Origin of the sequence: Streptomyces sp. CBMA123, from assembly GCF_014596465.1 — a bacterium.
In the GTDB taxonomy this organism is placed as follows: Bacteria; Actinomycetota; Actinomycetes; order Streptomycetales; family Streptomycetaceae; genus Kitasatospora.
In genome coordinates this window covers 16045-29802 of the sequence record NZ_MECK01000005.1, presented here as the reverse complement: position 1 = coordinate 29802, position 13758 = coordinate 16045, and the positions used below count along the sequence as shown (strand labels likewise).

The 13758-nt window shown below is 71.8% G+C and carries 15 protein-coding genes; 5 read left to right on the top strand and 10 right to left on the bottom strand.

Features of this window, described 5'->3' with window-relative positions; translation table 11 throughout:
- The 3 genes from BG452_RS02320 to BG452_RS02310 all read right to left on the bottom strand — a co-directional run.
- On the bottom strand, positions 1-353 hold a 353-nt coding region (locus BG452_RS02320; protein WP_188302429.1), incomplete at its 3' end, for a molybdenum cofactor guanylyltransferase.
- A gap of 17 nt (positions 354-370) precedes the next feature.
- A complete protein-coding gene (locus tag BG452_RS02315; protein ID WP_188302428.1) occupies positions 371-1384 on the bottom strand; it encodes an MBL fold metallo-hydrolase in 1014 nt (337 codons plus the stop codon).
- A gap of 111 nt (positions 1385-1495) precedes the next feature.
- Positions 1496-2143, bottom strand: coding sequence for an FMN-dependent NADH-azoreductase (locus tag BG452_RS02310; protein ID WP_188302427.1), 648 nt, complete (start codon positions 2141-2143; stop codon positions 1496-1498).
- Positions 2144-2249: 106 nt separating this feature from the next.
- Between BG452_RS02310 and BG452_RS02305 the strand changes: the two genes are divergently transcribed.
- The gene (locus tag BG452_RS02305; protein ID WP_188302426.1) at positions 2250-2657 is read left to right on the top strand and encodes a winged helix-turn-helix transcriptional regulator; all 408 of its coding nucleotides are present in this window, start codon (positions 2250-2252) and stop codon (positions 2655-2657) included.
- Positions 2658-2756: 99 nt separating this feature from the next.
- Here the strand turns inward: BG452_RS02305 and BG452_RS02300 are convergent, their stop codons facing one another.
- Entirely contained in the window at positions 2757-3518 is a 762-nt protein-coding gene (locus BG452_RS02300) for a polyprenol monophosphomannose synthase (protein WP_317620866.1), read from the bottom strand.
- Between the two features lie 323 nt (positions 3519-3841).
- Here BG452_RS02300 and manA point away from each other — a divergent pair, with 323 nt between their 5' ends.
- Complete coding sequence (manA, locus tag BG452_RS02295) at positions 3842-5050, top strand: mannose-6-phosphate isomerase, class I (protein ID WP_188302425.1); 1209 nt, start codon at positions 3842-3844, stop codon at positions 5048-5050.
- Here manA and BG452_RS02290 read toward each other — a convergent pair.
- Together BG452_RS02290 and dnaB are read right to left on the bottom strand one after the other, a co-directional pair.
- Positions 5040-6419, bottom strand: coding sequence for an acyltransferase family protein (locus BG452_RS02290; protein WP_188302424.1), 1380 nt, complete (start codon positions 6417-6419; stop codon positions 5040-5042). The two genes, manA and BG452_RS02290, sit on opposite strands and share 11 nt — an antisense overlap.
- Before the next feature lie 174 nt (positions 6420-6593).
- Positions 6594-8105 (bottom strand): replicative DNA helicase, encoded by a 1512-nt coding sequence (dnaB, locus tag BG452_RS02285; RefSeq protein ID WP_188302431.1) that lies wholly within the window; start codon positions 8103-8105, stop codon positions 6594-6596.
- A gap of 578 nt (positions 8106-8683) precedes the next feature.
- On the opposite strand from dnaB, the gene BG452_RS02280 reads away from it, so the two are divergent.
- Complete coding sequence (locus BG452_RS02280) at positions 8684-10018, top strand: MATE family efflux transporter (protein WP_188302423.1); 1335 nt, start codon at positions 8684-8686, stop codon at positions 10016-10018.
- A gap of 62 nt (positions 10019-10080) precedes the next feature.
- Here BG452_RS02280 and rplI read toward each other — a convergent pair whose 3' ends face one another.
- The 4 genes from rplI to rpsF all read right to left on the bottom strand — a co-directional run bounded on the left by rplI (position 10081) and on the right by rpsF (position 11853).
- Positions 10081-10527, bottom strand: a complete 447-nt coding sequence (gene rplI, locus BG452_RS02275; RefSeq protein ID WP_188302422.1) for a 50S ribosomal protein L9 — start codon at positions 10525-10527, stop codon at positions 10081-10083.
- A 17-nt stretch (positions 10528-10544) separates the two neighbouring features.
- Entirely contained in the window at positions 10545-10781 is a 237-nt protein-coding gene (gene rpsR, locus BG452_RS02270; protein WP_030059640.1) for a 30S ribosomal protein S18, read from the bottom strand.
- A gap of 79 nt (positions 10782-10860) precedes the next feature.
- Positions 10861-11466: a single-stranded DNA-binding protein gene (locus BG452_RS02265; RefSeq protein WP_188302421.1), complete on the bottom strand. Its 606-nt coding sequence runs from the start codon at positions 11464-11466 to the stop codon at positions 10861-10863.
- A 96-nt stretch (positions 11467-11562) separates the two neighbouring features.
- Positions 11563-11853 (bottom strand): 30S ribosomal protein S6, encoded by a 291-nt coding sequence (gene rpsF, locus BG452_RS02260; protein WP_188302420.1) that lies wholly within the window; start codon positions 11851-11853, stop codon positions 11563-11565.
- Positions 11854-12170: 317 nt separating this feature from the next.
- On the opposite strand from rpsF, the gene BG452_RS02255 reads away from it, so the two are divergent.
- On the top strand, positions 12171-12470 hold the full coding sequence (locus BG452_RS02255) for a hypothetical protein (RefSeq protein WP_188302419.1): 300 nt from the start codon (positions 12171-12173) through the stop codon (positions 12468-12470).
- A 168-nt stretch (positions 12471-12638) separates the two neighbouring features.
- Positions 12639-13757, top strand: a complete 1119-nt coding sequence (locus BG452_RS02250) for a lipid II:glycine glycyltransferase FemX (RefSeq protein WP_188302418.1) — start codon at positions 12639-12641, stop codon at positions 13755-13757.
- The last annotated feature ends 1 nt before the right edge of the window (position 13758 follow it).

The window sequence follows — 13758 nt, the reverse complement described above, 5'->3', positions numbered from 1 at the left end:
ACGGACGGCCCGGCCCGGTCGAGGGCGGTGGCCAGCCGGTCCACCGTCCGCCGGTCCAGGAAGGGCAGGTCGGCGGCGAGCAGCAGTACGAGGTCCGCGGTGACCAGGTCGAGCCCGGCCGCGACGGCGGCGACCGGCCCGCCGCCGGGCGGCTGTTCCCTGGTCCACCGGACGCCCGCGCGTGCGGTCGGCCGGGCGGGGCCGACCACGACGGTGGTCCGGGCGCCGGCGCAGGCGGCGAGCACCCGGTCCAGCAGGGTGGTCTCCCCCACGGTCAGGCCGGGTTTGTCGGCCCCACCGAGCCGCCGGGCCGAGCCGCCGGCCGGAACGATCACGTCGTAGAGCGTCGCCATGCGGCCAGTATCCCGCCCTACTCCTGGGCCCCGGCCCCGTCCTCCGTCTCGCCGGAAGCCGCAGCGGAACCGGACGCCGGCTCGGACGCGGGCTCGGATCCGGGCTCGGACGCGGGCTCGGAAGCCGGCACGGACGGCCCCCGGGCGGTGTTGGCGGCCGCGCCCAGGTCCAGGAAGGACGGCAGGGTCAGCTCCCCGTACCGCTCGTTCATCGCGGTGACCAGCGCCTCCGGGTCGTCCGGGTGCTCGGCCAGCAGCCGGTCGAAGTCCTTCAGGTACGCCCCGGTGAAGGCGAGCACCCGGGCCGCGTCGTCGCCCTGCTCGGGGGCGCGGTGCCCGGCGATGACCCGGTCCACGCCGAGGTCGGCGATCCGGCCGAGGTTGTGGCCCCAGGTGGTGCGCTGGGCCGGGGTGGTGTCGGCGGTCCACACGTGGGTGCCGTTGCAGGCGAAGTCCCCGGCGATCACGGTCCGGATGCTGGGCACGTGGACGACGGTGGACTCCCCGCAGTCGGCCTGGCCGAGCAGCAGCACCGGGATCACCTGGCGGTCGAGCATCAGCGGCTGCGGCAGCAGCGGGGCGGGGATCAGCGGGCGGTCGGGGATGTCGTCGCCGTAGACCGGCTTCCACTGGGCGACCTTGGCCGCGACGGTCCGCCGGATGCCCTCGACCACCGCCGGGGCGGCCAGCAGCTGGGCGTCCGGGAAGAGCTTCAGCACCTCCTCGGCGCCGAAGTAGTGGTCCGGGTGCTGGTGGGTGATCACGATGGCGAGCAGCCGGCGGCCCTTGCCCGCGACCCACTCGGCCAGTTCCCGCCCGGCGCTGCGGGTGAGCTGGGCGTCGACCAGGATCGCGGTCCGCTCGCCGAGGATCAGCGCGGAGGTGGTGAAGAAGGCCGACTCGGGCCCGGTGAAGACGGCGACCTCCAGCGGGCGGGCGGGCCGTTCGGCGTCGTCGGCGGCCTCCGCCGCGACGGGCCCGGCGTCGGCCCGTTCCGCGCCGGCGCTCTCCTCGGGCGGGGACGACGTCACGGGCTGCTCCCTCTGGTTCGGCGGTCGGACTCCTTGCGCCCTACAGCATGGGAGTACCGGCGGCCGATCGCGCGGAAGGCGCGCCCGTGGGGGCGCGCCTTCCGGCGCGGGTCACACCGTGGCCCGGGCGGTGGTCTCCTTGCCACGGAGGGCGGCCTGCTCCAGGGCCCGCGCCTTGGAGGCGGCGGCCTGCGGGACGAAGTCGGCCAGCGCCGGGACGACCGCGGCCATGGTGAGCTCCGGGACGATGAAGTCGACCTCCAGCCCGAGCCCGCCGCCCAGCACCTTCTCCAGGTAGGTGGTGACGAACTCGTACGGCTCGCGCGGGGCGCCCGGCCCGTACGAGCCGCCGCGGGAGGCGACGACGGTGACCGGGGTGCCCTTGGCGGAGGGCTCGTCGCCGGCGGTGCGGCCCATCAGGATCACCTGGTCCAGCCAGGCCTTGAGGGTCGACGGGATCGTGAAGTTGTACATCGGGGCGCCGATCAGCACCGCGTCGACGGACTCCAGCTCGGTCATCAGCTGCTCGCGCAGCGCGAAGGCGGCGGCCTGCTCGGCGGTGCGCGCCTCGGCCGGGAGGAATCCGGCGGTGATGCCGGTGGCCTCCAGGTGCGGGATCGGGTCGGCGGCGAGGTCGCGGTGGATCACCGTGCCGTCGGGGTGCTGGGCCTGCCAGGCGTCCCGGAACGCGGCTGTGACCTCGCGGGAGACGGAGCCGTCGGTGAGCGCCGAGGAGTCGATGTGCAGGAGCGTGGGCATGGCAGGCCTCCAGAGGATTAGTAGCTGCTGTTTCCGCCGCAGCTGCAATTAACGTAGCAGCTTACTTTTCTATAGTCACTAGTGGCCGGTCGAGTAGGCTGGACCCATGGCCGAGCACGAGGTAGTCAGCGACGCAGTCCCGACCGCCGTCGACGCGTGCGCCCCCCAGGGCAACGGCGGCTGCCCCGACGTCAAGCTGGCCCTCAACCGGGTGTTCATCCTGCTCGGCAAGCGCTGGACCGGCCTGCTGCTGGGCGTGCTCAACAACGGCGGCCCGGCCTACTTCTCCGAGCTGCGCCGCTCCGTCCCGGGCATCAGCGAGCGGATGCTCTCCGACCGGCTCACCGAACTGGCCGAGGCCGGACTGGTCGTCCGCGAGGTCGACCCCGGCCCCCCGCTGCGGGTCAGGTACCGGCTCACCGAGGGCGGCGTCGCGCTGAAGCCGGCCCTCACCGAACTGGCTGTCTGGGCCGACCGCTACCTGCCGGAGAGCGCCCTCAAGGGCGGCTGCTGACCAGCCGGGTCACCGGGACGCGGGCACCGGGACACCAGCGCCCGAACACGAAGAAGGGCCCGTCCGCCGAAACGGCGGACGGGCCCTTCGTGGAAGGACTCAGCGCTTCGCGGCACCGCCGCGCAGCCGGGCCACCCGGTCGGCGACGCCCCAGGAGGTCACCCGCCAGAGCGCCTCGAGCACGATGCCGCGGCTCATCTTGGAGGCGCCGAGCTCGCGCTCGACGAAGGTGATCGGCACCTCGGCGACCTTGAAGCCCGCCTTCACCGTGCGCCAGGCCAGGTCGACCTGGAAGCAGTACCCGGCCGAGGCCACCTCGTCCATGCCCAGGCCCAGCAGGGTCTCCTTGCGGAAGGCCCGGTAGCCACCGGTGACGTCCCGGATCGGCACGCCCAGCATCAGCCGCGAGTAGGTCGAGCCGCCGCGCGAGAGCAGCAGCCGCGACTTCGGCCAGTTGACCACCCGGCCGCCCGGCACCCAGCGCGAGCCGAGCACCAGGTCGGCGCCGCGCAGCGCGCTCAGCAGCCGGTCCAGCTCCTCGGGCTGGTGCGAGCCGTCCGCGTCCATCTCGACCAGGACGTCGTAGCCGTCGTCGATGCCCCAGCGGAAGCCCGCGAGGTAGGCGGCGCCCAGGCCCTCCTTGCCCTTGCGGTGCAGGACGTGCACGTTCTGGTCCTCGGCGGCCAGCTTGTCGGCCAGCTCGCCGGTGCCGTCGGGGCTGTTGTCGTCGGCGACCAGCACATGGGCCTCGGGCACCGAGGCCCGGACCCGGCCGACGATCCGCTCGACGTTCTCCGCCTCGTTGTAGGTCGGGATGATCACCAGGACCCTGCCGAGATCAGCAAAACTCTGCTGGTTCACGGTCACGTACAAACCTCTCGGCCGATGGCGGGGAGTATCAGAACACCGTCGCCCGCACTCTGGAACGCGGCCCCGCCGGCAGCCCGCCGACGGGATGACCGCGGTGGAGAATTCTGCGGGGGGCGGGGACTACTGCGTCCTGGCATTCTACTACCGCGCCCGGGAACCACCGGTCGGACCACGGCACTCCCATCGGATGCCCACCGTTTCCCCGCGGGCGACCCGGGTCGGCTAGGGTCGATGCCCTTGCCCGTGCCCGCCCCGGCACTCCGGGCCCGGGACGTCCGGGGCCGCCCCGTCAGCGAAGGAGTAGGACCGCGCGCATGGACAGGCTCGTCAACACCGTCCGCCCGTACGCCTGGGGGTCGCTCACGGCCCTGCCCGAGCTGCTGGGGCAGGAACCGACCGGTGAACCGCAGGCCGAGCTGTGGATGGGCGCCCACCCCGGCGACCCGTCGCGCGCCGACCGCGGCGAGGGCCCGAGGCGGCTGGACGAGCTGATCGCGGCCGACCCCGAGGGCGAACTCGGCGCGGCGAGCGTGGCCCGCTTCGGCCCCGGCCTGCCGTTCCTGTTCAAGGTGCTCGCCGCGGGCATCCCGCTGTCCATCCAGGCCCACCCCACGCTGGACCAGGCCCGGGCCGGCTTCGCCGCCGAGAACGCCCTCGGCATCCCGCTGGACGCCCCGGGGCGCAGCTACCGCGACGCCAACCACAAGCCCGAAATGGTCTGCGCGCTGGGCGAGTTCGAGGGCCTGTGCGGCTTCCGCCGGCCCGCCGCGGCGGCCGCGCTGATGGCCGCCCTCGGGGTGCCCGGACTGGACCCGCTGATCGCGCTGCTGTCGGTCGCGGACGCCGGGGACGCCGAGGCCGAGGCCCGGGCCCTGCGCGACGCCCTGGCCACCCTGCTCACCATGGACGACGAGACCGCCGGGCGGGCCGTCCGGGACACCGTCGCCGCGCTGGCCGGGACGGACCCGGACGGCGAGCACGCCCCGTACGCCGAGATCGCCAAGGACTTCCCGGACGACCGCGGCGTGATCGCCGGCATGCTGCTCAACCACGTCCGGCTGCGGGCCGGCGAGGCGCTCTACCTGGGCGCCGGGGTGCCGCACGCCTACCTGTCCGGGGTCTGCGTGGAGCTGCAGGCCAACTCGGACAACGTGCTGCGGGCCGGCCTCACCCCCAAGCACATCGACGTGCCGGAACTGCTCGAGGTGGTGCTCTTCGAGCCCGGCGCGCCCGAGGTGGTGCACCCCGTCCCGGTCGAGTCCACCCCCGGCGAGCAGCTCTACCCCGTCCCGATCGACGAGTTCCGGCTCTCCCGCTTCGAGCTGGCGGGCGTCGAGCGCGAGATCGACGGCCGCACCCCGCAGATCCTGCTCTGCACCGAGGGCGCCGTACGGCTCACCGCCGCCGACGGCGCGGTGCTGGACCTCGCCCGCGGCCAGTCCGCCTTCCTCCCGGCCACCGGCACCCCGACCAGGCTCTCCGGCACCGCCGGCACCCTCTTCCGCGCCACCGTCACCGTGTGACGGCGGCGGCCTCCGGCTCGGCCGGAACTTCCTGAGCCGGTACGCCCTGGACCGGTACGCCCTGGACCGGTGCCGCGGACGGGGCCGGCAGGACCCGTTCGAGCGTCCTCAGCGCCTTCCGGCCGAGCTTCTGGAACGGAAGTTCCACCAGCCGGTACAGCAGGTAGGAGGCCACCAGCGCCACGGTCAGGAACTCGGCCCCCCAGAGCACCTTGGCCCCGGTCGCGGTGGGCCGCGGCGGCACGCCGACCAGGGGGCCGATCGTGTGCAGCACGTGGACGTGCAGCAGGTACAGCGAGAAGCTCACCGCGCCGAGCCAGGTCAGCACCTTGGGGAAGCGCCGCTTGCGCAGCGCCATCGCACCGAGGAAGGTCGCCCAGGCCCCGGCGTAGGACACGCACCACGCGACCCAACCCGACGTCCAGGTGCCCTGTTCCATGCCGTTGCGGTTGTACATCCATCCGATGGCGACACCGGAGACCACCACGAAGCCGCAGACAAGCCAGGCCTGCATCCGATCGATCTGCCCGTGCTCGGCCCGGTAAAGCACGGTGCCGGCGAACATCGTGGCGAAGATCATCAGCGTTTCGAAGACGGGTGCCCGGCTGTTGGTGAACAGCAGGACGGTACCCAGGCCGCCCAGCAGCAGGGCCCCCAGCCGGGTCAGCGCCGGGTTGCCGCTCAGCATGCAGACGAAGCCCATCAGCACGATCAGGGCCGCCGCCAACACCAGGTGCCGGGTGGAACCCACGTCGTGGCCGAAGACATCGGCGGCCAGCGTGCCGCCGAACACCAGGCCCACCGCGGCGAACCCGACCGCGAACACGCTGCTGCGCTTGTGCCAGCCCAGCGTGAACAGACCGGTGACCAGGAAGTAGAAGACCATCTCGTAGGTCAGCGTCCAGGCGACGCCCATGCCGTTCACCACGTTCAGCATGTCCTGGAGCATGGTGGCGTTGGCCGTCAGCGAGATCAGGTCGTGCCCGGTACGGAACAGCGCGACCGAGCCGTCCCCCGCCGGCAGCATCAGGATGGCCACCACGTAGGCGGCGATCAGCGCCGGGTAGATCCGGAAGACGCGTCCCACCCAGAACGCCCGCACGTCACCCCGGCGTTCCAGCGAAGCGGGGATGATGTAGCCGCTGACCAGGAAGAACACCATGACCCCGTACAGGCCGAGGTCGAAGTGCGCCCACACCGCCCCGCCGAACGGCAGCAGTTCGAGGATGCCGAAGTGGTGCATCGCCACCATCAGCGCGGCCACGCCGCGCAGTGCGTCGAGCCAGCCGAGCCGGGCAGCCGCCCCACCAGCCCGTGACCGCTCGGTCCGCCGGACCCGACGGGCGGACAGCTGTCGTATCTTCTTCACCGCAGGGACAGTAGCCCATCGCCCCACGGCTCCGCTCCGCCCCGTACGGGCCTCGTTGCCTTGGCGCGCCTCATTCGTTTGACCCCGCCCCGCTCCCCCACGGGACTGTCGCGGGCGCCCCGGCCGGTGGGGCCGCACCGGTGACCGGCCGCCCCGCCCGGGGCGGTCGGAGGGTCAGTCCCGGGTCATGTCGACGAAGCGCGAGTAGTGGCCCTGGAAGGCCACCGTGATGGTGGCGGTCGGGCCGTTACGGTGCTTGGCGACGATCAGGTCGGCCTCGCCCGCGCGCGGGGACTCCTTCTCGTACGCGTCCTCGCGGTGCAGCAGGATGACCATGTCGGCGTCCTGCTCGATCGAGCCGGACTCGCGCAGGTCGGAGACCATCGGCCGCTTGTCGGTGCGCTGCTCGGGGCCACGGTTCAGCTGGGACAGCGCGATGACCGGCACTTCCAGCTCCTTGGCCAGCAGCTTGAGGTTTCGGGACATGTCCGAGACCTCCTGCTGGCGGTTCTCGGCCCGGCGGGAGCCGCCGGACTGCATCAGCTGGAGGTAGTCGATGACGACCAGCTTGATGTCGTTGCGCTGCTTGAGCCGGCGGCACTTGGCGCGGATCTCCATCATCGACAGGTTCGGCGAGTCGTCGATGAACAGCGGCGCCTCGCTGACGTCGGGCATCCGGCGGGCGACCCTGGTCCAGTCGTCGTCCGTCATGTTCCCGGAGCGCATGTGGTGCAGCGCGACCCGGGCCTCGGCGGAGAGCAGGCGCATGGCGATCTCGTTGCGGCCCATTTCGAGCGAGAAGATCACGCTCGGCAGCTTGTGCTGGATCGAGCAGGCGCGCGCGAAGTCCAGCGCGAGGGTGGACTTACCCATGGCGGGACGGGCCGCGATGACGATCATCTGGCCGGGGTGCAGCCCGTTGGTGAGCTGGTCGAAGTCGGCGAAACCGGTCGGCACGCCGGACATCTGGCCGTTGCGGGAGCCGATCGCCTCGATCTCGTCGAGGGCGCCCTCCATGATGTCGGCGAGCGGCGCGTAGTCCTCGTTGGTGCGCTGCTCGGTGACGGCGTAGATCTCCGCCTGGGCGGCGTTGACGATCTCGTCCACGTCGCCCTCGGCCGCGTAGCCCATGCCGGCGATCCGGGTGCCGGCCTCGACCAGGCGGCGCAGCACGGCGCGCTCGTGGACGATCTGGGCGTAGTACTCGGCGTTGGCCGCGGTCGGGACGGAGTTGACCAGGGTGTGCAGGTAGGAGGCGCCGCCGACGCGCTGCAGCTCGCCGCGCTTGGTGAGCTCGCCGGCCACGGTGATCGGGTCGGCCGGCTCGCCGCGGGCGTAGAGGTCGAGGATCGCACCGTGGACCATCTCGTGCGCGGGCCGGTAGTAGTCGGCCGGCTTGAGCACCTCGACCACGTCGGCGATGGCGTCCTTGGACAGCAGCATGCCGCCCAGCACGGACTGCTCGGCGGCGAGGTCCTGCGGGGGGACGCGCTCGAAGCCGTCGACGCCGCCCTGGCCCTCGTCGTCCCGGCGGTCGCGGTCGTCCCGGCCCTTGCCGCTCTTCCCGCCCCTCCCGTTGGCGAAGTCGGCTCCACCCTTGCGGAAGCCCTCGCCGCGGCCGCCGCCCTGCCCGCCGCCGCCCTGCCCGCCGCCGCCCTGGCCGCCGCGGTTGCGGGAGACCGGCAGCCGGTCGCCGGGGCCGTCCGGGAAGGGGGCGTCGTCGAAGGCGGCGGCCGGGAAGGGGTCCTCGGCGTTCTGCCAGTCCTCCTCCGGCGGCGGGGCGTCGTGGTCGTCGTACTGGGGGCCGGTCACGCGTGTTCCCCGATCAGCGAGTGGTGCGAAGTTGGAGCGGGCCTTGCCGGTGGCTGGGTGGAGCGGAGCCGCTCCTTTTGTACGCCACGGCACCGACAAATCGGACGCCGGGGTGGGTGGGAGTGTCGGGTGGAGAGCCCACGCTAAGGCGCCGGACGCCCTCGCGCCAAGGCGGTTATCCACAGGGGGTGTGGACGAGCGGCCCTCGGCTGTGGAGAACTGCCGCAAAGCTGTGGACGCCCCTGTGGAAGCTCCTGTGGATAACCGGATGATCGGTCCATCGTCAACCCATTGACCTGCGCTTACCCCTTCCGGGGCCTGTGCATGAGAAATTCTTCACACACCGCCGAACGGCCGTGGACACGGACCGGACAGAGCTCGCCGCTCACAGTTTCGAGTAATACTCTGAGGCGCCATTGGCCCATTACCTGTGGATGAGTACCCTGGAGCGCATGAGCACCGCCCCCTGCGAGCCCTCCAGACGCAGCCACGACCGCGAGATCCTCGCCCTGGCGGTGCCCGCCTTCGGCGCCCTGGTCGCCGAGCCGCTGTTCCTGATGGCAGACTCCGCGATCGTCGGCCACCTCGGCACCCCCCAGCTCGCCGGGGTCGGCGTCGCCTCCGCCGCCCTCACCACCGCGACCGGGGTGTTCGTCTTCCTCGCCTACGCCACCACCGCCGCGGTGGCCCGCCGGATCGGCGCCGGGGACCGCCGGGGCGCCGTCCAGCAGGGCGTCGACGGCCTCTGGCTGGCGCTCGGCCTGGCCGTCCCGGTGGTCCTGCTCACCCTGCTGCTGGCCCCCTGGGCGGCCGGGCTGCTGGGCGCCTCGCCGACCGCGGCGCCGTACGCCGTGACGTACCTGCGGATCAGCTCGCTGGGCATCCCGGCGATGCTCCTGGTGCTGGCCGCCACCGGCGTGCTGCGCGGCCTCCAGGACACCCGGACCCCGCTGGTGGTGGCCGTCGCGGGCTTCACCGCCAACATCGGCCTGAACGTCGGCCTGGTGTACGGAGCCGGCCTCGGGGTGGCCGGCTCCGCCTGGGGCACCGTGCTGGCCCAGACCGGGATGGCCGCCGTCTACCTGGTCGTGGTGGTCCGCGGCGCCCGCCGGGAGCGGGCCTCGCTGCGGCCGGACCCGGCCGGCATCCGGGCCGGCGCCAGGGCGGGCGGCCCGCTGCTGGTGCGCACGGTCAGCCTGCGCGCGGTGCTGATGATCGCCACCGCGGTGGCCGCCCGGCTCGGCGACGACCAGGTGGCCGCGCACCAGATCGCCATGACGCTGTTCAGCTTCCTGGCCTTCGCGCTGGACGCCATCGCGATCGCCGGGCAGGCCATCATCGGCCGCTACCTGGGCGCCTCGGACGTCCCGGGCGCCCGAACGGCCACCCGGCGGATGGTCGAGTGGGGCCTGGGCTCCGGGGTGGTGCTCGGCCTGCTGGTGGTACTCGCCCGCCCGCTCTACGTACCGCTGTTCACGCCCGACCCGGTGGTCCAGGGCCACCTGCACACGGCCCTGCTGCTGCTCGCGCTCAGCCAGCCGGTGGCCGGCCTGGTCTTCGTGCTGGACGGCGTGCTGATGGGCGCCGGGGACGGCCCCTACCTCGCCTGGGCGGCGCTGGCCACCCTGGCGGTGTTCACCCCGGCGGCCTTCGCGGTGCCGGCCACCGGCACCGGGCTGGTCGGGCTGTGGTGGGCGATGAACCTGTTCATGCTGGTCCGCGCGGTCTTCCTGGTCGGCCGCGCCCGCGGCGGCCGATGGCTGGTCACCGGAGCCGTCAGAGGCTGAGGAAACGACCGAGGGCCGGACTCCCCGGGGGGAGTCCGGCCCTCAGGCCACTGCTACGGAACTCAGGCAGCCACGACGGCGACGTCGAGGTTGGCCACGACGTCCGAGTGCAGCTTGACCGAGACCTTGTGGGTGCCCACGGTCTTGATCGGCGAGGCGATCGCGACGGCGCGCTTGTCCACGGCCGGGCCGCCGGCGGCCTTGATGGCCTCGACGACGTCAGCCTGGGTCACCGAGCCGAACAGACGGCCGGCGTCGCCCGAGCGAACGGCCAGCTTGACCTGGACGCCCTCGAGCTTGCCCTTGACGTCGTTGGCGGCGTCGAGGGTCTGGATCGCGTGGATCTTGCGGGCGCGACGGATGGCGTCGACGTCCTTCTGGCCACCCTTGGTCCAGCGGATGGCGTAGCCACGCGGGACCAGGTAGTTGCGGGCGTAGCCGTCCTTGACCTCGACGACCTCGCCGGCGGAGCCCAGACCCGGGACCTCGTGCGTGAGGATGATCTTCATTACTCGGTCACCCTCTCTTAGCGCGCGGTGCTGGTGTAGGGCAGCAGCGCCATCTCACGGCTGTTCTTCACGGCCGTGGCGACGTCACGCTGGTGCTGGGTGCAGTTGCCGGTGACCCGGCGGGCACGGATCTTTCCGCGGTCGGAGATGTACTTCCGCAGCAGGTTCGTGTCCTTGTAGTCAACGTAGTTGACCTTGTCCTTGCAGAAGACGCAAACCTTCTTCTTCGGCTTGCGAGCAGGCGGCTTCGCCATGGTGTGCTCCATTTGGGGTTCACGGCCCGGCCGGCGTCCGAAGACGCCTGCGGCCGGGCCGCACGAAATCTGTCAGCTCTTAGAACGGAGGCTCTTCCGAGAAACCGCCACCGGACGGGGCGCCGCCCCAGCCGCCGCCGCCCTGGTTTCCACCGGACGGAGCGCTGGACGCCCACGGGTCGTCGGAGGGGCCGGACTGGCCGCCGCCGCCGGAGTTTCCACCCCAGCTGCCGCCGCCGCCCTGCTGGCCGCCTCCGCCGTTCCAACCGCCCTGGCCGCCACCCTGCTGGCCGCCGAAGCCGCCACCGGGGGCGCCGGACCGGTTGGCCCGGGTGACCTTCGCGGTCGCCGACCGCAGGCTCGGGCCGACCTCGTCGACCTCGACCTCGAAGACCGTCCGCTTCTCGCCTTCCTTGGTCTCGTAAGACCGCTGGCGCAGTCGGCCCTGCACGATGACGCGCATGCCGCGCTGCAGCGACTCGGCCACGTTCTCCGCCGGCTGCCGCCAGACGTTGCACGTGAGGAAGAGGCTCTCGCCGTCCTTCCACTCGTTCGTCTGGCGGTCGAAGGTGCGGGGGGTGGACGCGATGCGGAACTTCGCGACCGCCGCACCCGACGGGGTGAAGCGCAGCTCGGGGTCGTCGACGAGATTGCCGACGAGGGTGATGACGGTCTCGCCTGCCATGGTGGTGATGACCTCTCGGGAAGATGTCCGTTCACCGCTGTTTCACGTGAAACAGCGGACGCGAGCTACCCGAGACCCGAAGGCCTCAGAGGTGGCTCAGTGGGTGTCCGGGCGCAGGACCTTGGTCCGCAGAACCGACTCGCTCAGGCCCATCTGGCGGTCGAGCTCCTTGACGACCTCAGGCGTGGCCTTGAGGTCGATGACCGAGTAGATGCCCTCGGACTGCTTGTTGATCTCGTAAGCCAGACGGCGACGACCCCAGGTGTCGACCTTCTCGACCTTGCCGCCGCCGTTGCGGACGACGGTGAGGAAGTTCTCGATCAGGGGGGAGACAGCGCGCTCCTCGACCGACGGGTCGAGGATGACCATCAGCTCGTAGTGACGCATGAGTAACCCACCTCCTTTGGACTCAGCGGCCACGGTCTCTCCGTGGCAGGAGGGTTGTGCGTAGCGTCGGCACCGGTGAGGTGACGACTCCGGCCACCGTAGCGGCCGGGTCCGACAGTCGGGCCCCGCCCGCCCCGGAGGGGCGGCACCCGTAAGAGGGCGCAAGGGGGCACAACTACACCAGTGCAGACGGCACAGCCTACCTGCACCCGGACGGCCGAACAAAACGCATAGGGGTTGTGAGACGGACCCAACCGCCGCAATCTGGACGGAACGGGATTCCTGCCCGTTCGTCTCCACGCCAGGAGGTGGGACTCATGGCCCAGTCCGTCCACCGCATGCCCGCCCTCACGCTGAACACCGACGGCCACCCGCACCCCCGCGAGAACACCCTGGTGGCCCTGACGGCCGTCCTGGGTGTGATCGCCTTCACCACCTCGTTCTTCCACAACCTGCACCTGCTGACCTCGTGGACCGGCCTGGCCGGGATCGTCACGGGCCTGTGGGGCATGTTCGTCTCGGTCACCACCGCCGAACGCTTCGTCCTGATGATCACGCTCGGCGCCTCCGCGATCGGCTTCTACCTCGGCATCGCCCGGGGCGGCCTCTGGGGCTGAGCACCCGGCCCAGGAACCCTCGGCGCCCCCGTCGCGTATCTGCAGGAGACAGGTACCCGACGGGGGCGCCGTCGTGCCCGCACCGGTGGGCGCCCGGGCCCCGGACGATAAGGTCAGCCCGAGAACCTGGGGCCCACCGCAGCCCGACCGACGAGGAGCACCGAGCACATGAGCCTGCGCCTGAGGACGATCACCCGCGAGGAGCACCTCGCCTTCATCAGGAGCCGCGCCTCGGCCAGCCACATGCAGGTGCCGGCCTGGGGTGACGTGAAGGCCGAGTGGCGTTCCGAGTCGATCGGCTGGTTCGACGAGCACAACCAGCTGGTCGGCGCGGGCCTGGTCCTCTACCGCCAGCTGCCGAAGGTCAAGCGCTACCTCGCCTACCTGCCCGAGGGCCCGGTGATCGACTGGTTCGACCGGGACCTGGACCGCTGGCTCTCCCCGATGCTGGCCCACCTGAAGTCGCAGGGCGCCTTCTCGGTGAAGATGGGCCCGCCGGTGGTCATCCGCCGCTGGAACGCCCCCACCATCAAGGAGGCCATCGCCGCCAAGCAGGCCAAGCGCCTGCGCGACATCGAGGCCGACTGGTACGAGGCGCGCGCCTTCGAGGTGGCCGACCGGCTGCGCAAGGCCGGCTGGCTGCAGGGCGAGGACGGCGGCGCGGGCTTCGGCGACGTCCAGCCGCGCTACGTGTACCAGGTGCCGCTGGCCAACCGCTCGCTGGACGACATCCAGAAGGGCTTCAACCAGCTCTGGCGCCGCAACATCAAGAAGGCCGAGAAGAGCGGCGTCGAGGTGGTCCAGGGCGGCTACGACGAGCTGCCGATCTTCCACCAGCTCTACCTGGTCACCGCCGAGCGCGACAAGTTCACCCCGCGCCCGCTGGCCTACTTCCAGCGCATGTGGAACGCCCTCAACTCCGAGGACCCGAACCGGATGCGGCTCTACATCGCCTACCACGAGGGCGAGCCGCTGGCCTCGACCACGATGCTGGTGGTCGGCGAGCACGTCTGGTACTCCTACGGCGCCTCGGCCAACCACAAGCGCGAGGTCAAGCCCTCGAACGCGATCCAGTGGCGGATGATGCGCGACGCCTACGCCCTCGGCGGCGGCGTGTACGACCTGCGCGGCATCAGCGACACCCTGGACGAGAACGACCACCTGTTCGGCCTGATCCAGTTCAAGGTCGGCACCGGCGGCCAGGCGGCCGAGTACCTCGGCGAGTGGGACTTCCCGCTGAACAAGCTGCTGCACAAGGCCCTCGACCTCTACATGTCCCGCCGCTGAG